The sequence below is a fragment of the Cupriavidus agavae genome (assembly GCF_004217045.1).
In the GTDB taxonomy this organism is placed as follows: Bacteria; Pseudomonadota; Gammaproteobacteria; order Burkholderiales; family Burkholderiaceae; genus Cupriavidus; species Cupriavidus agavae.
Genome location: NZ_SGXM01000006.1, coordinates 224608 through 245136, shown reverse-complemented (window position 1 = coordinate 245136; position 20529 = coordinate 224608). Strand labels below are relative to the sequence as shown.

Here is a 20529-nt window from a genome sequence, read left to right as displayed (position 1 = left end):
CCAGCCAGCAATCTGTTCCGGAGACCACTGCATCTTCAGCTTGGTCGCCACAACCTGTGCCAGCGTAGGATTTCTGATGAGCTTACAGGTCTTCGGACGGAGCGCGCGAACCCAGGCAAGCTCATCGGCTTGACTTGCGCGATAGCTTTGGCTGCCGCCATTGCGCCGCAACTCCCGGCTAATCGTCGATGGGGCGCGTCCGAGCCGGCAGGCGATCGACCGGACCGACAGACCCGCCACTACCGAGCGAGAGATTTCTTCCCGTTCGGCGAGGGTCAAGGCAAGCCTGGAGCGGTGTCGCGGTGACGGTTGGATACCGCCGGACTTCGCCAGGATCCCTTGTACTGATGAATGGTACCGATCAAACAGCCGGGCGATCTGGTGAAGCGTGTCCCCTTTTCTCCACCGCTCCCACATTAGTGCCTTCTGAGTCTCGGTGTAGTAAATCCGGCGCCTTTGTTTCATTTGCAGCACCTCCACTGCTGACGCAGTGTCTAGTGTTGCATCGACCCATTGAATCCACGACCCGATGCGGTCACTCAGCCGCCGCGTCAGCGAAGTCCCTTTGGGGTTCCATAGCGGCCAACGGCCGCGATCTCCAACTAGCCTGCAGCGAATGTGACGTAACCCGGGAAACAGGCAGCAGAAGACCTTGTCCAGCAATGCGGGCGGAAGGCGCCCGTTTCGTGCCGCAAGGCAGCGGGTTGCGTCTGGCTGACTGCGCATCGGCCTCGTACTTCAAAGAGCAGAATGACCGACCGCGCGCACGTTTGTTAAGCTTGGGGCTCAGACGATCAGAGAGCCGCCGTGGACGAACTTCGAGCGATTTCTACCTTTATCCGCGCTGCCGAATTGGGCAGTTTCAACCGGGCCGCGCACGCGCAGGGCAGCACACCGCAGGCAGTCAGCAAGGCGATTCGCCAGCTCGAGGAACATCTCGGCGTCCGGCTCTTTCACCGCACGACGCGCAAGAGCGCATTGACCGATGACGGCGCGCGGTTGCTGGAATCCGTGCGCGATAGCATGGAGGGCGTGCGCGCCGCGATGAGCCGCGTACGCTGTGCGGCTTACGAGGACGAGGGCCTCATTCGCATCAGTGCGGGAGGCGCGGTAGGCCGAAAAGTATTGATGCCGGTTCTCGCCGAATTCAGCTCCCTCTATCCGGCGATCACCTTCGACCTGCTGCTTGAAGATCGACTGACCGACGCCGTCGCTGAGCGCATCGATGTCGGCTTCAAAGCAGGCAATGCCCCCGTCTTGCAGGTCGTGTCGCGTCGGTTGTTTCCCATTCAGCTCGTCGTGTGCGCGTCGCCCGACTATCTCGCAATGTGCAATGCGCCTGTTCGCATCGACGATCTCGCAAAGCATCGTTGCGTGGGCTATCGCCAACCCGGCACTGTGCAACCCATGCCATGGGAGTTCGAGGTGAAAGGTGAGACCGTGTTCAAAACGATGGCGCCGGTCTTCTGCTGCAGCGACCCGGAGGCGGAGATGCACGCAGTTTTGACAGGGATAGGCATCGGGCAGATTGATAGCATCAACGCGGCTGCACCGTTACGTGCGGGACAGCTGGTACCGCTGCTTGTCGGATCGACGAGCGAACGCATGGGCCTCTACATGTTCTACGCCCAACGATCCAACATGCCTCGCCGTGTGCGCCGTTTCATCGACTTCGTGATCGCTCGGTTGGGTGCTGCGAGCGACTTCCATGTGCCGGCGGCGACGTTAAGGAAAATGGCGAAGCTAAACGAGACCCGACGCTGATTGGCAACCGGCGGTTGCCAATAAAACATCCGGCAACGAACTACTCGATGAGGCCAGCCGTCGCCACAATGGCTTCACTTTCACCGAGATTGGAGCCTGAAAATGAACACCATTTCTGTCGTGACCGGCGCGAGCCGCGGCCTTGGCCGAAACACCGCGCTGAACATTGCGCGCAAAGGCGGCGACGTCGTACTGACCTACCTCGACAATCAGAATGCCGCCGGCGAAGTCATTGCCGAGATCGAAGCACTTGGCCGCAAGGCGATTGCGCTGCAACTGGACACCGGTCATGTATCCACTTTCCCCGATTTTGCAGACCGTCTGCGCGAAGCATTGCGTGCGAACTGGCAGCGATCCACATTCGATCACCTCGTGAACAATGCAGGACATGGCGAGGTTGCGGCGATCACAAACACGACGGAAGCTCAGTTCGACAAGCTCGTCAATGTCCATTTCAAGGGTATTTTCTTTTTGACGCAGGCTTTGCTGCCGCTTATCGAAGACGGCGGACGGATCGTGAACCTGTCTTCCGGACTCACCCGCGTGTCCGCACCGGGTTGGTCGGCGTATGCAGCGGCCAAGGGGGCAGTCGAAGTTCTGACGGTCTATTTGGCAAAGGAACTAGGGAGCCGCAAGATTGCCGTCAACGTCGTTGCGCCGGGCGCTATCGAGACCGACTTCTTTGGGGGGGCTGTGCGCGATACGCCAGAGTTCAATCAAGTCTTCGCGGAAATGACGGCGATGGGGCGCGTCGGCGTTGCGGACGACATCGGCCCGATGATCGCCAGTCTGCTTGGTCCGGACAATCGTTGGGTCACCGCACAGAGAATCGAAGTTTCAGGCGGACAAGGTATCTGACGTTTGCTCTTCGGCGCATCGCCGCTAACCAGATCGCCAGGCTGTTTGATCGGTGCCATTCATCTGCAAAAGGGATCCTGGCGAAGTTCGCCGGCAAGGCCTGCGCTGACACAAAGTGCCAGATTCAATGCGGACTGAGCCGAAGTGACGCTTTTGTTGAGTTGCGAGTGGAAGCAACACTGTTGCTTGAACCATTATGCTTCTACTTTGTTTTTGCAGATGATGATGGCACGGACAGCGCCCCCTCGATGATCTTCAAGGCGTGCTCAAGCGCTTTGCGCGGCGGGCATTTCGGGCACTCATCCAAGGTCGTCGTCATGCTCTGCAATGCGATCTCGCGACACTGCGCTCGCATTTGAATGACGTCAACATTGCGGCAATGACTGAGAGAGACGAGCCGCTCCAGTTCAAGCTGATCCAGCCATTTTTCCGTACCCCTCGGGTCGGTCTTTTGCATCGGCAGCGCGGGCACCTCTTGCGGAAACCATACCTGGGTGGTGAGTACGTCGTACACGGGGGAGAGCCGCGGGCGCATGACATCGTCATAAACCAAACCGAAGTTTTTTAGATGCGCATCGCCGTTGCGTAGTGTGTCGTTCATTATGACCAGTTTCAGCATGGCCACTATATCTGTCGCCTGGTCGTCTGGATGTACAAAGAAGCGGATCATCTCGAACAGGTGCTCAATCGATCCGTTATATTTCCCACTACGAAACAAGCCCGACAGCGCACAGGCATCTTCGAATCCACGACGTGATCCGTCAGGGGCGATATCAAATCGGCTTAACGTCAGTGACGTGCGATCCGGACTTAATTCAATCGCAGGCACGTCTAGTCCCGCTGCCGAGCATGCTTTCAAGCATGCATACTCAACCAAACTCGCGCCAACATAATGGGGCGAGTCGAATTTAACGATGGATCCGTGCGCCGCTATCGTCCCAGGTCGAGTCTTTTCCGTCTGGAATGTCGACATTTTGGGCATGACGCCAGACACGCCAAACATCTCCGGAGACGTCTTCAGGATTTCGATCAACCGCTGTGACGCACCCTCAGTTTTGGCGGCATCCAGAATGTTTTGTTGAAGTGTGGCGTCTGGGTCCAGCGGGCCGCCGAAGGTAGTGCGGCCGATAGTGTGACGACCGACAAGACCAAGCAGCGACATATCGTTATCAACGTCGATATGCTTGGCGAAGCGAGTTCTAATGGCGTCCAGCACGAAGCCTTCGGGCAGGGATATCTGAAAGGGTGGGGGCACCCCGTTGTAACCAAGATACTCTTCTGCTGGCGCGCTCGGCGGCATCAGTAGCGAGACAGCCATTTGATCCGGGATATCCGGAAGGTAACGGAAATCAATCAGGCCTGTCTCGATGTCTTCACCGAGCAAGCCGACTGGACAGTCCGAAACGAATACCTCGAGTTCGCTACTCATTGAGATACTTTGTGCAAGAGATTCGCCCGCAGCAGTGCCTGACGCTCCCGCTCCGCTCGCATCATTTCCCTGAGTGTAGGGCGACGCCTTGCGTTGCTCTCCGGGTAGGAACCTGGGGCGGTAAAGGGTGCCGATCCCGCGCTCTCCCGGCTGGGTGATTCCCCCTGGAGCATTGCCTGGCGCTCCCGCTCCGCTCGCATCATTTCCCGCAGCATGGGGCGACGTGGTGGCGCGACAATCGCAGGGTCTGGTTGTGGGGTTAAGTTCACGTCCACTGCAGCCGCCATCAGGAGCAGATTTAACGTCGAGACGCTTTGACCGCTCTCGATTGCAATGACGGTTGCGCGAGACACGCCCATTTGCTGGGCGATGTCGGATTGTTTGCTACCTTGTTGCTCGCGCGCGGAGCGCAAGGCTTCCGCGATTTTGCGGCGCATTGCGTCCGCTTTATCCTGAAGCTCTCGTCGATGGTCCAATTGACACCCTTAACAGGCTGGGATTCAGCAGCTCTTATGTCAACAATAATTGACATAAGAGTCCATGTCAATTATTGTTGACATCCCGAGCGAAGCTTTCGATTCGAGGCAAAGGGACCTTGGCCTGACACCGGCAGACGCCTAGCATCCTTTGCTGTCTGCGAGCTGCTCATGGGTATGTCATCGATCTGGCCCTGGCGTAGCGAACTGCGGTCAGTGTCGGGAATGACATGGCTGTGCTCCTGGCGAGAATCGAGCCGGGTTACCTACGTTCTCAACTTAGGAAACAGCGCAGGCGCTTCAGTCACTTCGCACATGCGCCGAAGAGTCACCGCGCGAACGGTTTGGTCCACTGGCCGATTTCAGACGCCACTCCCCCCGAGCGCAGCCATTTTCTGAATCTTAGCCAACCCCGTAGTATCCATGGAGCGTAGTCAGCACGCTCTGCTACTCTGATGCTAGTTATCCAGCTCGCTTCGGAAGCCTCTTGGCAATTCCCATGATGGACGCGACGCCGTCATCTCCGATTAGCGCGGTAGCCATCGCCTGTGCTTCCGCCCAAGCCGGCCCGGCGTCCTTCAGCATGGATTTCCCTGCGCAGGTCACTGAAAGTGGACGCGAGCGGCCATCCGCCGCATCCGCCACGTCCTCCGCAATCCAGCCTTCCGTCAGCAGAGGCTGCAGGTTGCGTGTCAGCGTAGATCGATCGTGGTGATTGCGCCGTCCGAGATCGGCACGGCTGATCGGACCCAGTTCATGCACTAGCACCAGCAGCGTGAACTGCGTGGCGTTAATGCCGAATGGGCGCAAGGCCTGATCGTACGCGGCAGTCAGCACGCGCGAGATCTGCCGGGCGCGCGTCATCACGCAGTGCTGGAAGATATCGGCGCCTGTGGTGCCAGACGGGGAACGCGTTCTGGAAGTCATGTCATGCGTGACGCAGGGATGTACCGCCAGCGTACCGCACTTAGTGCCGATGTGCTGGCGGCGCCGCGGTAGCGTTCGGCAACCGTGTGTCGGGGACGGTCACCGAAACCGCTTCTGTTGCCAAAATCCTGTGTGTAGGGTCGGCCAGTTCCAGACGCACCCGATGCGGTCCCGGCGGCAATCCCACCACGATGATGGGGTCGCCGCTAGTGTGCGCCCATGTGGCCGGACCATCGTCAACGGTCACATGCAGATGGCCGACGCGGGGCGAAACCTGCGCCGCCGCCTTGCCAAACACCGGGATCACGCGAAAATTCTCAGTCCGGAACTGCACGATCACGACACCCCTGGCGAGCGGTTCCCGCAACGCTGAGTACGCCACGATCCGTGGCGCCGGCTCGGCATCCAGTGGCAAGACAGCCGGTGGACGAATCGCGTCGGCCGCAGTTTGCGCGATGGTATGGATCGGCACGGCCGCAAAAACAGCGACAGCAAATAGGGGGGCGAGGGCTCTCATGTCTGACTCCTGGAAACGGATAACAACTCCAACGGGCGCCGATGATGCCTTGAAGCCATAGTAGACGCGCCAGCTTTTTGTACAGACATGTATCCGCGCGACTCCTGCACACATAACGATACGTATTGATCGGCTCACCTTCACAGGAGAGATACATCGCCTGGCTCTAATGCTGCATATGCAACATACAACGCGCCTTCACTGGTGCGAGGAGAAATGGAAATGGGTACGAGTTCAACAATGCGTCGGTCAGCCTGCGTGATGGCCACTATTGCCGGCGTGTCGGCAGGGGCGATGAGCAGTGCATCCACCGCCATCGCTGCGTCACACGATGTGCCCGAGGTCGCTTTCGAAGTCAGCAATGTGGACCTTGGTGCCGATCTGCGCTTGCGACACATGGTGGTCCGGCCGTCCGCGCCCAAGGGCACCGTGCTTTTCCTGCACGGCTTTCCTGAGACCATGTTTGCCTGGAAAGAAATTGCCAGGACGCTCGGCCGGGATTTCGAAATCCATGCTTTCGACTGGCCCGGGTTCGGCGAATCCTCGCGTCCACCTGCGGAGCGTTTCGCCTACGCGCCTCTCGACTACGCCACGGTCCTCACGCGCTACATCGACACGACAGGTATCGGCGGAGACCGCCTCGTGATCTACGCGACCGATATCGGCGCCTTGCCAGCGCTGCTTGCTGCCCTCAATCGGCCGGATATTGCCCGCATGATCGTTGTCGGAGATTTCGCACCGTTCGACCGGCCGCAATACATGCAGGAGCGCCTGCAGGCGCTGAAGGAGCCCACGTCTGCCGAAGCAGTGCGAATGGCGTTCAATGCCTCGCGCGACGAGATACTGAAGAACGCATTCACGCGTGGATTGCCGGAAGCGCAACGCTATGCGCTCGATCCCGAGTTTCAGGCTGACATGGCACGCGGCTGGCAGAACGGACACATTTCGTCAGCCGATGCGTTTGCCAACTATTACGCGCACTTCACGCGAGACCAGCATTTATTGGAGGCGCAACTGCCGAAGCTGAAAACGCCGGTACGTGTTGTCTGGGGTGAACAGGACATCTATATCAACAAGGACATGGGTGTCGAGTTCTCGCGCAGGACCGCCGCGTCATTGCGACTGTTGCCTGCCACGGGCCACTACCCGCATCTCCAGCGTCCAGGCGAAACCATCGACGAAGTCCGCGGTGCCTTCCGTCCTTGAGCTATCTCGCGCGGTCCGTGTCGCCACCATGGGCCGTCGCATTCCACAAGTGGCGAACACTCCAGACATCCCTATATTCATGACGCAAGCTATCGATACTGTGATCTACACCGGCAAGACCCGCACGACCGGAGGTCGGAACGGCCAGTCCCGCAGTTCTGATGACCGTCTCGCGGTCGAGCTCTCCGGACCTGGCAGCAACGGTCCCGGCACAAATCCAGAGCAACTGCTAGGTGCCGGCTGGTCTGCCTGTTTCCTAGGTGCGATCGGCAAGGCCGCGCAGGCTGCCGACATCACCCTGCCCGCGGATGCGGCGGTCGAAGCGGAAATCGATCTGTGCCGGGCCGGCGACGCTTTCCTGCTGGCGGCTCGCCTTAATGTGTCCCTGCCCGGTATCGATGCCGACCTTGCACGCTCCCTGGCGGCACGCGCGCATCAGATCTGCCCGTACTCGAAAGCCTTGCGCGGCAACATCGACGTGGAGATTCAGGTCGTCTGATCTGTGGCACCGCATTGCATAACCCATCCTTTGGAGACCATCATGAACAAGATTATTTCAATCGCAGCGCTTGCGGCCACTGGCGCGATGGCGTTCTCGACCGCTCAAGCGCAGGCGCCAGGTATCCATCGCACGGATCTGGTCAAGCATGAGTTGAGCACGCAGCATCTCGAAGGGGTGCAAGTCCGTGTGGACTTTGAACCAGGCGCGTTTGCGCCGAAGCACGTCCATCCGGGCGAAGAAATCGCCTACGTGCTGGAGGGCACGCTGGAGTACCAGCTTGGCGATAGTCCACCCGTGACGCTCAAGGCCGGCCAGGCGCTCTTTATTCCTGCAGGCGTGGCGCATTCCGCTCGCAATGTGGGGAGCGGTAAGTCATCGGAGTTAGCGACGTACGTCGTGAAGAAGGGCGCGCCGTTGGCTGCGCCCTCCAGGTAAGACCGCCGCGCTTCTACGCCGACGCTCGTCGCACGCGGCGGGGCGTCGGCACTGCATCGTTACGCGGGCTGCGCTGGTCCACGCCGGAAGCTGATGGCGAGACGGTTGAACGCGTTCATCAGGCCGATCGCGATGGTCAGGTCGGCCAGTTCCTTTTCTTCGAAGATCGCTGCAGCCGCTGCGAAAGCTTCGTCTGGTACATGGGTATCGGCAACGCGTGTCACGGTTTCCGCCCAGGCCAAGGCCGCTTTCTCGCGCTCCGAGAACAAATTTCCGGCTTCATGCCAGACCTGCACCAGTGCGAGCTTCTGAACGTCGACGCCCTTGCGCGTGAGTTCGCGTGTGTGCATGTCCAGGCAGTAGGCGCAACCGTTGATCTGGCTGATGCGCAGGTAGGTCAGTTCCACCAGCACGGCGTCGAGGCCGGACTGGGTGATGTAGCCGTAGACCATGCCGAGCGCCTTGACGCCGGCTGGAGAGGCTTGGGTGTAATCGATACGCATGATCAATCCTTGGTGCCAAGATCCGTGGTGAGTTCGGTGTCGGTAGCATCGGCCACGAAAACGGCAAGCAGTTTTGCGGGCTGTGTCTTGCTGGCGTTCCGGCTGACCGGATGGATCGAGCCCGGATCCTCGTGGAAACTCTCGCCCGCCGTGTACACGCGCTCGGGACCATCGTTGACCTTGCTGACGATGCTGCCTGAGACCACGTAGGCGTAGATGAATGCGGAACCGGCGTGCCGGTGCGAGTGCGAAGCGCCGCCCGGCGCGTAGGTCACCTCTACCGCGATCAGCGATTTTCCCGGGATGTTAGGGATGGCGCGCGAGAAATTCGGTTTGACGGTCTCGCCGGTGCCATGTGCCATGGCGCCACCAGCAAGCATGATTCCGGCCGCCGCGAGTAACGGCGCCAGCATGCACGAAGCAACAACTTTCATCTTGATCTCCATGTGTGGAGTGAGCTGAGACGGTCAGGTCACCGGATAGGGCGGGCCGGAGGCCTGGCTGGCCGCGTTCGTGCCATCGGCATGTTGCGCACTCAGCAGTACTGGCCCCTCCTCGGGCGCAAACATAGCGTTAGCTGCAGCCCACGTTGTGATGCCGGTGGCCAACAGGGCCATCGCACTTAGCAAGCCTACCCAACCAAACCGTCTCATGATCAACTCCAGTTCTGTACTGCGACTAACATAGTCGGAGATAAAGATAGTCGATCCATCGTATTGCTGCAAGCAGAGGATGTCTTCGCGTAAACCCGGTCGAGAAAAATCTTGTTCGCTGTTACTACGACTACTACAATCGTAGTTAAGGCGCCGCGAAGCACGCGGCCCTGAGACGCAGGCGGCACCGCCGCTGGTCAGTGAAGTACAGATTCAATCAGGAGCAGTAAAGATGTCACGACGCATTCTTGTCATCGGCGCCGGCTTTGCCGGCATGTGGAGCGCCCTCGCTTCGGCTCGTCTTCTCGACGAGGCTGCGCGCACCGACGTGGAAATCGTGCTGGTCGCGCTTGAACCCGCGCTGCACGTGCGCCCTCGGCTCTACGAACAGAACCCCCTGAAGATGAAGGCGCCGCTGCTCGAGATCTTCGCTGCGACCGGTGTGCGCTTCGTGCAGGGCATTGTCGAGCGCATCGACGTGGCCGCGCGTGAAGTGGTAGTGAAGGGCGTTGGCGCGGATTCGTCGCACCAGACGCTGACGTACGATCGTCTGGTGCTGGCCGCTGGCAGCCGTCTGTTCCGTCCTGCGATCGACGGCCTCGATACGCACGCGTTCAATGTCGATCAAGTGGCCGATGCTTCGCGCCTGGAAGCGCATCTGCACAATCTGGCAGAACGCCCCGACAGCGTGGCTCGTAATACGGTGGTGATTGCCGGTGCCGGTTTCACGGGGATTGAAACGGCGGCCGAGATGCCTGCGCGCCTGCATGAAGTGCTGGGTGCCGATACCGCTGTGCGCGTCATTATGGTGGAGCGCAATGGCGAGATCGGCCCGGATCTTGGGCAGGGGCCGCGTCCGGTGATTACCGAGGCGCTGACCGAGCTGGGTGTGACGTGGAAGCTGGGGTCGGGTGTGGCATCGGTGGATGGACATGGCGTCACGCTCGAGAGTGGGGAACGCATCGATGCGCACACCGTGATCTGGACCGCTGGTGCGCGTGCCAGCACGCTGACAGACCAGATTCCCGCACAGCGTGACAACTTCGGCCGCCTCCATGTTGACCGCAATCTGAAGGTCCATGGCGTCGAGCACGTCTACGCCACGGGCGACGTGGCTCGCGCCGCGACCGATGACGAGGGCAATGTGACGACGATGTCGTGCCAGCACGCCATGAACCTGGGCCGGTCGGCGGGACATAACGTGGCGGCTGACCTGCTCGGCCACCCGCCGATCCCGTACAGCCAGCCGAAGTACGTCACATGCCTCGACTTGGGCCCATGGGGCGCTGTGTACACCGAAGGTTGGGACCGTCAGGTGAAGCTCTCCGGTGCCGAAGCCAAGGCATTGAAAACGAAGATCAACACGGAATGGATCTACCCGCCGAGCGCGAACCGTGCCGAGGCACTGGCATCGGCGGACCCGCGCCGTATCGTCGTGGCCTGACCGGCTGCAAGAAGGTAAAAAGGGCGATCCCTCTGGGATCGCCCTTTTTTCGTTGGCATTTTTTGTCGGCTGCTCCGTTGGCTAACCCATCGGCAATGTCATCGGCTACTTCGCCGGTTTGCCGCGCGATCGGTCAACCACTGCACCACCTGTCCGCCATACGCCGTGGGCAACTTATCAACGGTGCGCTCCACGATATCGGCCAAAGTATGACTCTTCAACTCGGCACGCATCGCCTTCTCGGCGGACTGCATCACGGCGTGAATCGTGCAGACGCCGCGCGTGGCCCATGCAGGCGGGCATCCCTCGAACACCGCATTGCGCTCGCGAATCTCCCAGCACTCGAATAGCGGCTTGTCTCCATCGATCGCCACGATGACATCATAGACCGTGATGCGCGATGGTGGACGCGCCAGCCGAAACCCGCCCTTGATACCTTCGGTAGCCACCACGAGTCCTGCCTTCGCAAGCTTCGTGAAAAGCTTGGCGAGGAACTCGTTGGGAATGCCTTGCAACTCTGCCAGGTCGCGTACGCTGGCTTCTTCCACCGCCATGTTCGAGCGGGACAGATAGAGCAGGCAGTGCAGGCCATACTCGACCCCCCGTGCTGATATGGGACATTCTGAACTCGGATAGCGTAAATCGTAGTTTGGAGCCTACACCAGCAGGGACCTGACAGCAAGGGCCGTGTTTTTGGCGGCTCTTCGTCCTAGGGCGCAGCCGCACGGTCCACAATGCCGCCAGTAGCCGTAAGAGTATTGTTCATTGAAGATTACCGGGGCCTGAATTGCCACATTCCGTATTCCTATGGCCGTCAAGACGGCCGTTGAGGTATGGAATGCTGGATCGGAAGACGCCGCAGGCATTGGGCTGCTGGGATGGCTACAAGCTGGACCGAGTGGAATGGCCCGAAGGGGACAGCCGTATGTTGGCGCTGTACCTGAAGCCGGTTAGCAAGGTTATGTACTGCGAGGAATGCGGGTCCAAGCGCCGGCAGGTCCATGAGACTGTGGTGCGGCGCGTGCGCGATCTTCCGCTGTTGGAGTACCGGATAGTGCTGCATGTCCCGCGCAGGCGAAAGTGGTGCGATCAAGGGGAGGCCCGCGACTCGAACGGCTCGACTGGCTGGGACGCTACCAGCGCGTCACAGCCCGGCTGGCGCAGGCCTGTGGGCAGTGGTTGCGTAGCTGCACGGCGCAAGCGCTGGCGCCTTTTACGACCTAGGTTGGCATTTCGTCGAAACGATCGACAAGACCCGCCTGCGTGAGGTGTCGTTGAGCCGGACTGGTCCAACATCCGTTGCCTGGCGATGGACAAGTTCGCGCTGCACAAGGGTCATCGCTATGCCACGGTGGTCGTCGATCCGGATTGGACGCCAAGTGCTCTGGATCGGCCAGGGCGGGTCGCGCGAAGCGGCACGCGCCTGCTTTGAACAACCTACGGCAGGCGCCCGGCCGAACGCATCGAGGCGGTTGCCATTGACATGACGACCACCTATGAACTGGAGATTCGCGAGCATTGCCCGCATTCCAAGGTGGTCTTCGCCCACTTCCACGTCGTAGCCAAATACGGACGCGAGGTGATTGACCGGGTCCGCGTGGATCAGGCTAATCGCCTGTGGGACGACCGTCCGGCCCGGCGAGACTCAAGTTCACGCGCTGGCTGCTACTGCGCAACAAGGAGAACCCGAGCGACCCTTATGCCGTGCTTCTGAGCGAGGTCTTGCAGGCCAATCAACCGTTGCTGACAATCTACGTCCTGGGGGAACGAACTCAAGCGGTTGTGGTTCTATCGTCGCCCGGCATGAGCCCAGGAGGCCGGGGGGCAATGGTGCGCCCAGGCGAAACAAAGCCAGATTCCAGCCCTGGAGCTGTTCGCTCAGCGCTTGCAGGCCTACTGGCACGGCATCATCGCCCGCTGCCGGCATCCCCTAAACGCGAGCGTCGTTCAGAGGATCAATACACCATCAAAGTCATCAAGCGCCTGGCCTAAGGCTACCTTGACGAGGGGTACTTCATCCTGAAGATCACGGATGCCTTCCCCGGAATTCCTCGATGAACCAAGAAAAATGGCGCCATCAGGCGCCATCGTCTTTGGAACAGCGAGCGTTACGCGCGAGCTTTCCACTGCGCGAGAGAGGATTGCAGCAGCACGACAGACGCAGCCAGCAACACCAGATCCTTCAGCAGGAACTGGCCGATCGGCGCGGAGATGGCCGGGAATCCGCCGGCAGTCGGCTCGGCGACACCCGGCGTCGTGAAGAAGAACGTCAGGGTGATGGCGTAGGTGGCGCAGGACATCACGGCACCGAGTACGGAAACGCCACGGTGGAAGGCGCCAACGGTCAGCGCGGCGGCGGTCGCGAGTTCCAGCGTACCGATGACGGCGCTGGCTCCCCGCACGCCAAAGGCAGTGTGCAACCAGCTCATGAACGGGCTGTGCTCGATGAATGGCGCGATACCTTGCGCTTCGTAAAGGGTGAACTTCATTCCACCGAACCAGAGAAAAACAACCACGAGAGACCAGCGCAACAGGAAGACCGTACGGTCATGAACGGCCGCCTGTGGGTGCGTCGAGGAAAAGGAAGACATTGAGTGCATGGTGTTGCTCCTGAACAGATTAGGGATGTACGTCAATCGCTGAGTGCCTAGGCTGTCCAGCGGCCAACTTCGAAGGTGCTAAACCTTCCTCACAACAACTCTCAGATATATGCGTGAGTCATGCATATGATAGGATATGGTTTTACTCGGGGCAAGGACGAATGAAAAAGGACACTTCTCGACTCTCAAACACGCTCGGTGCGCTAGCGACAGGGCTATCCGATCGGATTCACGCAGCGGTGGATCTGCGCACATCGTTGCGCGGCGAGGCGGCCGCCGCGTTGATCGTGATCGGCCACGCGCCAGGATTGTCCATCGACCAGTTGGGCAAGGTGTCCGGGCTGAGTCATCCCGGCGCGGTGCGTATGGTCGACAGGCTCGTCGCAGCCGGCTTTGCACAACGCACACCCGCCGCAAGTGATCGCAGGGCTATTGCCCTGCACCTAACGTCGGCTGGCGAATCGGAGAGGGCAGCCATACTTGAAGCGCGCCGCGTCGCGATCGAGTCCGTGCTGAGCCACGTTCCTCCCGCCGATCATTTGGCATTGGAGCGGCTGGTCGAGGCGATGCTTGTCAGCATGCCGAGCGATGCCACGTCGGCGATGGGCGTATGCCGCCTGTGCAATCAGGACGCGTGCGCCAATTGCCCGATGGATGCGTTCGGCGCGCTCTGCCCACGCACCTGATCGGAGAGAAGTGACATACCGGGCGCGCCCTCCAAGCCTTGTTCTGGCCATGAGCCATGCCAGAATCACCCGAGGAATCTGTCTAATAACAACGACTGTACAAGTCGTAGTTATGGCCTAGACTGTTCTCACCGGATAGCACCGAAGGAGACCTGCCATGACTGCCGCGCAACTTGATCCGAGCGCAACTGCCAAAGATCCTCGGGATGACGACCCGCAGGAAACAGCGGAGTGGCTCGAGGCACTCGACGGCGTGCTCGGCAATGTCGGTCCTGACCGTGCGCACTACCTTATCGAGCGGCAGATGGCGCATGCACGCCTGCGCGGCCAGATGCAGCCCCACTCCGCCGGCACGCCGTACGTCAATACCATTCCCGTCGATCAGCAGCCCCGCATGCCGGGCGACCGCGAGCTCGAGCGCCACATTCGTGCCTATACCCGGTGGAACGCCATGGCGATGGTAGTGCGTGCAGGGAAGACTTCGAACGTTGGCGGGCATATCGCGTCGTTCGCTTCGGCAGCCACGCTCTATGACGTAGGCTTCAATCACTTCTGGAGAGCTCCCACGCCAGAGCACGGCGGCGATCTCGTCTTCGTGCAAGGACATGTGTCGCCGGGCATCTACGCACGGGCGTTCCTGTTGGGACGGCTCGATGCTGAGCAGCTTGACTACTATCGGCGCGAGGTGGGCGGGCGAGGGCTGTCCTCCTATCCTCATCCCTGGCTGATGCCGGACTTCTGGCAGTTCCCCACGGTATCGATGGGACTGGGCCCATTGATGGCCATCTACCAGACCCGTTTCATGAAATATTTGCAGGCGCGCGGCATAGCGAAGACGGACGACAGGAAGGTCTGGGTGTTCCTCGGCGACGGCGAAATGGACGAGCCCGAATCGCTCGGCGCAATCGGCATGGCGGCCCGGGAGCGCCTGGGCAATCTCGTCTTCGTGGTCAACGCCAATCTACAGCGCCTGGACGGGCCCGTGCGTGGAAACGGCAAGATCGTGCAAGAGCTCGAACGCATCTTCCTGGGTGCGGGCTGGCGGGTGATCAAGGTGCTGTGGGGCAGCCGTTGGGATGACTTGTTCGCACGCGACACAAGTGGTGCGCTGGCACAGCGGATGATGGAAGTGGTTGATGGCGAATACCAGACCTACCGTTCGAAGTCCGGCGCTTACCTGCGCGAGCACTTCTTCAACACACCGGCGCTGAAGACGCTGGTGGCCGACTACACCGACGACGATCTGTGGGGCCTGGACCGCGGGGGCCATGACCCCAAGAAGGTCTTCGCGGCATTCGCAGAGGCGGCGCGCAGCACCGACGTGCCGACCGTGATCCTTGCCAAGACGATCAAGGGCTACGGCATGGGAGACCAGGGGCAGGCTTCGAACGTCAATCATCAGCAGAAGAAGGTGCAGCGTGAGGCGCTGCTCGCGTTGCGCGACAAGTATGCGCTGCCCGTTGCCGATGCGGAAATCGAGGACGTACCGTATATCAGCTTGCCCGAAGGATCGAAGGCGCTGACATATATGCGCGAGCGCCGCCAGTCGCTCGGCGGATTCCTGCCGGCGCGGCGGCAGAAGGCGGCATCGTTGCCAGTGCCCGACCTGTCGGCATTCGACGCGCTGCTCAAGGCATCACCCGAAGGGCGGGGCATGTCAACCACCATGGCTTTCGTACGCATCCTCGGCAGCCTCCTGCGAGACAAGGTACTGGGCCAGCGCATTGTGCCGATCGTACCGGACGAGTCGCGCACGTTTGGCATGGAAGGGCTCTTCCGGCAGATCGGCATCTGGAACCAGGATGGCCAGCGCTATACGCCGCAGGATGCCGAGGCGCTGACGTCCTACAGGGAGTCGGCCACTGGCCAGTTCTTGCAGGAAGGCATCAACGAGGCCGGCGGCATGGCAGATTGGATCGCGGCGGCAACGTCATATTCCACGCATGGCGAGCCCATGGTGCCGTTCTACATCTTCTATTCGATGTTCGGCTTTCAGCGCGTGGGCGATCTCGCCTGGGCAGCAGCCGACATGCGCGCGCGCGGGTTTCTGCTCGGCGGCATATCAGGACGGACGACGATCAATGGAGAAGGCTTGCAGCACGAGGATGGCCATTCGTTGCTGTGGGCGTCGTCAGTGCCGAACTGCATCAGCTATGACCCGTCGTTCGCATACGAATTGGCCGTGATTGTGCAGGATGGATTGCGCCGGATGGTGCAGGAGCAGGAAGACGTCTACTACTACATCACCGTCATGAACGAATCCTACGCGCAGCCGGCCATGCCGGAGGGACCGGACGTGGCGCAGCATATCCTGAAGGGCATGTACGCGTTCAGCAAGTCTCAGGCCGCGCCTTCCGTTCCGCGTGTGCAACTGATGGGTGCGGGCACGATTTTCAATGAGGTGATCGCGGCAGCCGAATTGCTCCAGCAGGATTGGGGTGTGGCAGCGGACGTGTGGGGGGTGCCGGGACTGACCGAGCTTGCCCGCGACGGTCGAGCCGCCGAACGACACAACCTGCTGCATCCCGAAGCGCCGCCACGTGTGCCGCACGTGACGCAACTGCTCGGCGATGCACGCGGTCCGGTCGTTGTGGCGACCGACTATATCCGTGCGCTTGCGGATCAGATCCGGGCCTATGTGCCGCAGAAGTTCGTCGTCCTGGGCACTGATGGCTTTGGGCGTTCCGATACTCGAGCGGCATTGCGGCATTTTTTCGAGGTGGATCGTCAATGGATCGTGGTCGCCGCATTGAAGGCGCTGGCGGATGACGGAGCCATCCCACCCGCCCGTGTCTCGGAGGCCATTCGCAAATACGGCATCGATCCGGAGAAGCCGAACCCGTTGCATGCTTGATTGGCATACGCGGCGGTCCACAAGATGGTGGACCGTCGAAGAGATGGGGTTGGTTGTATGAAGAACCAGACCTACGATGGATTTTCCAGCGTGCATCGGAGGACCTGCAAATGAAAGAACTACTGGCGGAGGTTTTCGACGCGCACGGTGGCCTCGACCGATGGGACGCATTCGGTTCCTTGACGGCGACCATCGTCACCGGCGGGGGACTGTGGGGGATGAAGGGATTGGTTCAGGACACCGCCCCTCGGGAGATGACAATTGCACTCCATAGGCAATCCGCCTCTGTTTGCCCATTTGGCCAGCAGGACTGGCGCACGGCATTCACACCCGATCGGATCGTCATCGAAACGACATCTGGAGTTGTCGTTGCCGAACGCCTGAATCCACGTGCGTCCTTTGCGGGACATCGCATGGAGACGCCCTGGGACCCGCTGCACCGTGCGTACTTCAACGGGTATGCCATGTGGACGTATCTGACGTCGCCATTTCATCTGGCAATGCCAGGATTCGAGGTCGATGACATCCCGCCGTGGGTCGAGGGAAGTGAGCACTGGCGTGGTTTGCGGGTGCGGTTTCCGGACGACATCGCCACCCATTGCAGAGCGCAGGAATTCTACTTTGGCGATGACGGTCTGTTACGCAGGCACGATTACCATGTGGATGTCGCAGGGGGATTTCCTGCGGCGCAATATGTCAGCGAGATGGTGGAGGTGAATGGGCTGCGTTTCCCCACGAAACGTAGAGCCTATCTGCGTGGCCCCGGTCTGCACCCAATCCGAGAGCTCTTGCTGGTCTCCATCGAACTGAGCAACTTTCGGTTGACATGAGGGACGGCCAATCAAGGCTGTCAGTCCAAGGAGATATCTATTCACCAAGCTTTGATTATTACTGGTCGGGTCTTCACCGTTCCTCACGTCCAATGGTCCAACCTGGGTCAAGCCAAGCGCGCAGCAGTGTGCCATGGCGAGGACATTGTGGCCGGCCTAGTGCCTGGAAGATCGATCGGCGGAATGCGATTGTGCCAACGGCATGGCCCCCGCCAGCGGCAAACCGCCAGTAGTGGTATCATTGGCTCCCTTCCTATACGTCGACTCGTCTCGATGTCAAGGTGCCGGCCGCAGACAAAATCAGTAGAAGAGCAATCGCGGCCTCTCGGGCGTACACACGATCCTTTTGTAGTGACGGGCGCCCCCAACCACATCTGACCTGCGGCAATGTCCGCTCCGCAACTGGCGCGCAAATCTAGAGCGTCGGGTTGCGAAAGCAAGGTCCATCTCACCTCAGTTCTTCGCCTCCGCAAGCGCGCGAGAGCGACACTGTTTTTTCCAATGGCTACCGACTGCCGTTAAGCGCACCCGCTCGTACCGAGTGGTGCCAGACGACGCTATCAGATCGAGTGCCTCTCGACAGGAACAATTTGAATACAAGCATCACTCCATTCACCGTCTCGGTGTATCCCATCCAGCAAACACCAGGCGTTTGGTTCGCAAACTACATGATCTCGGAGTACAGCAATGGCTCCGAGCGCGTCGTCGCCAACGTCTCGATGCGGCATGCCACGCACGGCTCCGAGCTCAGGGCCAAGCAAGCGGCCCGCCGCGCAGGTGAGCGCGTCGCCGTCGGCATGCGTGTACAGCAACTGGTGCATGCAGACGATCGCGTCACCTCATCACGTAGCCCCCTAGCTACGGCGAGGAGCAATCTTGGCTAAAGAAGAACTGGTGTAATTTGGCGGTAAGGTGTCGGAAGTCCTGCCGGACAACCGCTTCCGGGTCATTCTGGAAAACGGCTTCGAGGTCTGGGCGTACTCCTCGGGGCGGTTGAAGAAGAATCGCATACGCGTTCTTGCAGGTGACCGCGTTACGCTCGTAATGTCGCCATATGACCTCACAAAGGGTCGAATCAACTATCGCCACAAGTCCTGATCGGTGCGAGCGAGCTTGGTGCCGAAGGCAGCTTCCGACCACTCTTAGCGAGCATCCCTCCTACGAAATCGGGCTGGGCTTCGGCACTACGCATGGCCAATCCGGCACAGGCACAGTTGTGGCGCGACGATCGGCACGGCACGGACGAAGTCCGCTATTGGCCGGAACAAATTCCTTCGATCTATCACTCCGCCCCGTCCCGAAGCTTGTGGAGTTGACCCTGTAAGTCAGGTCACCCAAACACCGCTAAGTTGATCATATTGCGGCCCGCCGGAACCCCCGAGGCGAACGATACTTCAACGCTCTATGCGGTTGCCAGTCATCGAAAAAGATCTTCTCTCATCAAGAATATCTATGGCCGTTGTCATGCTCTGATCAGCTGGTACGCTTCATTCGCGTCGTCACGGAGAAGGTTTCCGCGGGATGGATCGTCACCGAAACCTCGAACGTCTCGCCCGTTTCGTCAAAATAGCGGCGGATGATTTTCAGTACGGGTGCACCGAGCGCCAGTCCAAGCGCATCGCCGATGCGCGCATCCTGCAGCGTCGAGGCTCGTACATCCTGTTCGATCTCGGCGATTGACCGTCCATGGCGTGACTGGATCAAGGAACTGACGAGCACGTCCGGCGTGTCACGTACGATCGGCCCGATGTCGGCATAGCAGGCATCGATATAGATGTCGGTCCATGCCATCGGCGCGGCGCTGGCCCCGTCGTCCAAACGCACGCTGGAGATGCGCAGCCATTGCGTATCAGGTGGGCCGCCGAGATCGGCCGCCACCTCCGCCGGCGCGATCACCGTCTCCACGGACTGCACGACGCGGCGGTGCGCTTCACCGAACTGCATCAGGTCTTCCACCGACGCCAGCGTCGGCTTGAACACGGCTTTCGGCCGCGTGGCCTCGACGCGCGTGCCCACGTTCTTGCGGCGCGACACCAGCCCCATGTCCTGCAACTCCTGCAATACCGCCCGAATCGTGTAGCGGCTGGCCTGGAATTGCTCGCATAGCTCGAACTCGGTAGGGAGCAGAGCGCCCACCGGAAAACGACCCGTCTTAATGCCGTCGAGCAGCGTGCGGCTGATCTCTGCGGAGTTTGTCTTGCTCATTGGTTGTTCAATGCACGTGGCGTCTTTCGCGCCGCCACGTAAGGGTTAACACTGATCTCTAAGAGATGTTCGTATGGTGGCAGATATGTTCGAACATATAGGAATTCCTGCCTGATTGCCACAAGATCGCAGCATGTGGACCAATGCATTAGAAGCACAAATTTTGCATGACATGAAAAGCTAGGCGGAATGCCCCGCAATCAGGCACTTAGCAATCGCTAAGTGGGCCAATGCGCCGTGCACCCGCGGATGGCGGCTTGTTATCTCGTGGACTACCGCTCTCCACCGAACGGTCAGACGAATACGTTAGCGAAATCCGTTACACACATCGGAGAGACGACACGTCTCCAGCTGTGACGGCAAGGCTGACAAAGGCGCTCCAGCAGGCGCTGAAGGACCCAGTGGTCGCCAAGCGGCTGGATGAACTCGGCGCGCAAGTCGTTCCCGTCGACAGGCAAACGCCCGCTGGCCTCCAAACCTGAATGAAGTCCGAGAGCGGAAATAGCGGCCGCTTCCGAAATGATGAAGGTCGAAGCACCCTAAAGTCACGCTTCGATTGCTCAGTCCAAAGCGGGTTCCGTTCTGGGACCTTTTCGGCCCCGCCAAGCGCAGGCCATTTTTGTTGCTTTGCCCAAAATTT

General features: G+C 60.1%; 20 protein-coding genes and 2 pseudogenes. 12 read left to right on the top strand and 10 right to left on the bottom strand.

Annotated features, from left to right (window positions below):
• Positions 1 to 465 (bottom strand): helix-turn-helix domain-containing protein (locus EV147_RS20145; protein ID WP_157994713.1); only part of this gene is annotated, 465 nt, incomplete at its 3' end.
• A gap of 342 nt (positions 466 to 807) precedes the next feature.
• Here EV147_RS20145 and EV147_RS20140 point away from each other — a divergent pair.
• Together EV147_RS20140 and EV147_RS20135 are read left to right on the top strand one after the other, a co-directional pair.
• Positions 808 to 1764 (top strand): LysR family transcriptional regulator, encoded by a 957-nt coding sequence (locus EV147_RS20140; protein ID WP_130392984.1) that lies wholly within the window; start codon positions 808 to 810, stop codon positions 1762 to 1764.
• Between the two features lie 102 nt (positions 1765 to 1866).
• A complete protein-coding gene (locus tag EV147_RS20135; RefSeq protein ID WP_130392983.1) occupies positions 1867 to 2622 on the top strand; it encodes an SDR family oxidoreductase in 756 nt (251 codons plus the stop codon).
• A 202-nt stretch (positions 2623 to 2824) separates the two neighbouring features.
• Here EV147_RS20135 and EV147_RS20130 read toward each other — a convergent pair whose 3' ends face one another.
• The 4 genes from EV147_RS20130 to EV147_RS20115 all read right to left on the bottom strand — a co-directional run bounded on the left by EV147_RS20130 (position 2825) and on the right by EV147_RS20115 (position 5971).
• On the bottom strand, positions 2825 to 4051 hold the full coding sequence (locus EV147_RS20130) for a type II toxin-antitoxin system HipA family toxin (protein ID WP_130392982.1): 1227 nt from the start codon (positions 4049 to 4051) through the stop codon (positions 2825 to 2827).
• Entirely contained in the window at positions 4048 to 4488 is a 441-nt protein-coding gene (locus tag EV147_RS20125) for a helix-turn-helix transcriptional regulator (protein ID WP_130392981.1), read from the bottom strand. The genes EV147_RS20130 and EV147_RS20125 overlap by 4 nt, the downstream gene beginning before the upstream one ends.
• Positions 4489 to 4989: 501 nt before the next feature.
• Positions 4990 to 5454 carry a MarR family winged helix-turn-helix transcriptional regulator gene (locus EV147_RS20120; protein WP_130392980.1) on the bottom strand — a complete coding sequence of 155 codons (465 nt, stop codon included), beginning with the start codon at positions 5452 to 5454 and terminating at the stop codon, positions 4990 to 4992.
• A 40-nt stretch (positions 5455 to 5494) separates the two neighbouring features.
• Positions 5495 to 5971 carry a DUF6130 family protein gene (locus EV147_RS20115; RefSeq protein ID WP_130392979.1) on the bottom strand — a complete coding sequence of 159 codons (477 nt, stop codon included), beginning with the start codon at positions 5969 to 5971 and terminating at the stop codon, positions 5495 to 5497.
• A gap of 261 nt (positions 5972 to 6232) precedes the next feature.
• On the opposite strand from EV147_RS20115, the gene EV147_RS20110 reads away from it, so the two are divergent.
• The 3 genes from EV147_RS20110 (at position 6233) to EV147_RS20100 (ending at position 8114) form a co-directional block, all read left to right on the top strand.
• A complete protein-coding gene (locus EV147_RS20110) occupies positions 6233 to 7177 on the top strand; it encodes an alpha/beta fold hydrolase (RefSeq protein WP_235844856.1) in 945 nt (314 codons plus the stop codon).
• A gap of 79 nt (positions 7178 to 7256) precedes the next feature.
• Positions 7257 to 7676 carry an organic hydroperoxide resistance protein gene (locus EV147_RS20105; protein ID WP_130392977.1) on the top strand — a complete coding sequence of 140 codons (420 nt, stop codon included), beginning with the start codon at positions 7257 to 7259 and terminating at the stop codon, positions 7674 to 7676.
• A 42-nt stretch (positions 7677 to 7718) separates the two neighbouring features.
• Positions 7719 to 8114 carry a cupin domain-containing protein gene (locus tag EV147_RS20100; RefSeq protein WP_130392976.1) on the top strand — a complete coding sequence of 132 codons (396 nt, stop codon included), beginning with the start codon at positions 7719 to 7721 and terminating at the stop codon, positions 8112 to 8114.
• Positions 8115 to 8173: 59 nt separating this feature from the next.
• On the opposite strand, the gene EV147_RS20095 is transcribed toward EV147_RS20100, so the two are convergent.
• Positions 8174 to 8617 (bottom strand): carboxymuconolactone decarboxylase family protein, encoded by a 444-nt coding sequence (locus tag EV147_RS20095; protein ID WP_130392975.1) that lies wholly within the window; start codon positions 8615 to 8617, stop codon positions 8174 to 8176.
• Between the two features lie 2 nt (positions 8618 to 8619).
• Complete coding sequence (locus tag EV147_RS20090; protein ID WP_235844865.1) at positions 8620 to 9030, bottom strand: cupin domain-containing protein; 411 nt, start codon at positions 9028 to 9030, stop codon at positions 8620 to 8622.
• 472 nt (positions 9031 to 9502) lie between these two features.
• Between EV147_RS20090 and EV147_RS20085 the strand changes: the two genes are divergently transcribed.
• Positions 9503 to 10714 (top strand): NAD(P)/FAD-dependent oxidoreductase, encoded by a 1212-nt coding sequence (locus EV147_RS20085; RefSeq protein WP_130392974.1) that lies wholly within the window; start codon positions 9503 to 9505, stop codon positions 10712 to 10714.
• Positions 10715 to 10812: 98 nt separating this feature from the next.
• Here the strand turns inward: EV147_RS20085 and EV147_RS20080 are convergent.
• Positions 10813 to 11335, bottom strand: a pseudogene (locus EV147_RS20080) (RrF2 family transcriptional regulator).
• Positions 11336 to 11552: 217 nt separating this feature from the next.
• Here EV147_RS20080 and EV147_RS20075 point away from each other — a divergent pair.
• A pseudogene (locus tag EV147_RS20075) lies at positions 11553 to 12772 on the top strand (ISL3 family transposase).
• Between the two features lie 50 nt (positions 12773 to 12822).
• Here the strand turns inward: EV147_RS20075 and EV147_RS20070 are convergent.
• Positions 12823 to 13305: a YkgB family protein gene (locus EV147_RS20070; RefSeq protein ID WP_235844854.1), complete on the bottom strand. Its 483-nt coding sequence runs from the start codon at positions 13303 to 13305 to the stop codon at positions 12823 to 12825.
• A 170-nt stretch (positions 13306 to 13475) separates the two neighbouring features.
• Between EV147_RS20070 and EV147_RS20065 the strand changes: the two genes are divergently transcribed.
• The 5 genes from EV147_RS20065 to infA all read left to right on the top strand — a co-directional run bounded on the left by EV147_RS20065 (position 13476) and on the right by infA (position 18782).
• A complete protein-coding gene (locus EV147_RS20065; protein WP_130392971.1) occupies positions 13476 to 14000 on the top strand; it encodes a MarR family winged helix-turn-helix transcriptional regulator in 525 nt (174 codons plus the stop codon).
• A gap of 157 nt (positions 14001 to 14157) precedes the next feature.
• A complete protein-coding gene (gene aceE, locus EV147_RS20060; protein ID WP_130392970.1) occupies positions 14158 to 16854 on the top strand; it encodes a pyruvate dehydrogenase (acetyl-transferring), homodimeric type in 2697 nt (898 codons plus the stop codon).
• 110 nt (positions 16855 to 16964) lie between these two features.
• Positions 16965 to 17684 (top strand): hypothetical protein, encoded by a 720-nt coding sequence (locus tag EV147_RS20055; RefSeq protein WP_130392969.1) that lies wholly within the window; start codon positions 16965 to 16967, stop codon positions 17682 to 17684.
• A gap of 590 nt (positions 17685 to 18274) precedes the next feature.
• Complete coding sequence (locus tag EV147_RS20050; protein ID WP_235844852.1) at positions 18275 to 18568, top strand: isochorismatase; 294 nt, start codon at positions 18275 to 18277, stop codon at positions 18566 to 18568.
• Between the two features lie 28 nt (positions 18569 to 18596).
• Positions 18597 to 18782 carry a translation initiation factor IF-1 gene (infA, locus tag EV147_RS20045; protein WP_235844850.1) on the top strand — a complete coding sequence of 62 codons (186 nt, stop codon included), beginning with the start codon at positions 18597 to 18599 and terminating at the stop codon, positions 18780 to 18782.
• Between the two features lie 375 nt (positions 18783 to 19157).
• On the opposite strand, the gene EV147_RS20040 is transcribed toward infA, so the two are convergent.
• Positions 19158 to 19889 carry a GntR family transcriptional regulator gene (locus tag EV147_RS20040; protein WP_130392968.1) on the bottom strand — a complete coding sequence of 244 codons (732 nt, stop codon included), beginning with the start codon at positions 19887 to 19889 and terminating at the stop codon, positions 19158 to 19160.
• Positions 19890 to 20529 lie beyond the last annotated feature (640 nt).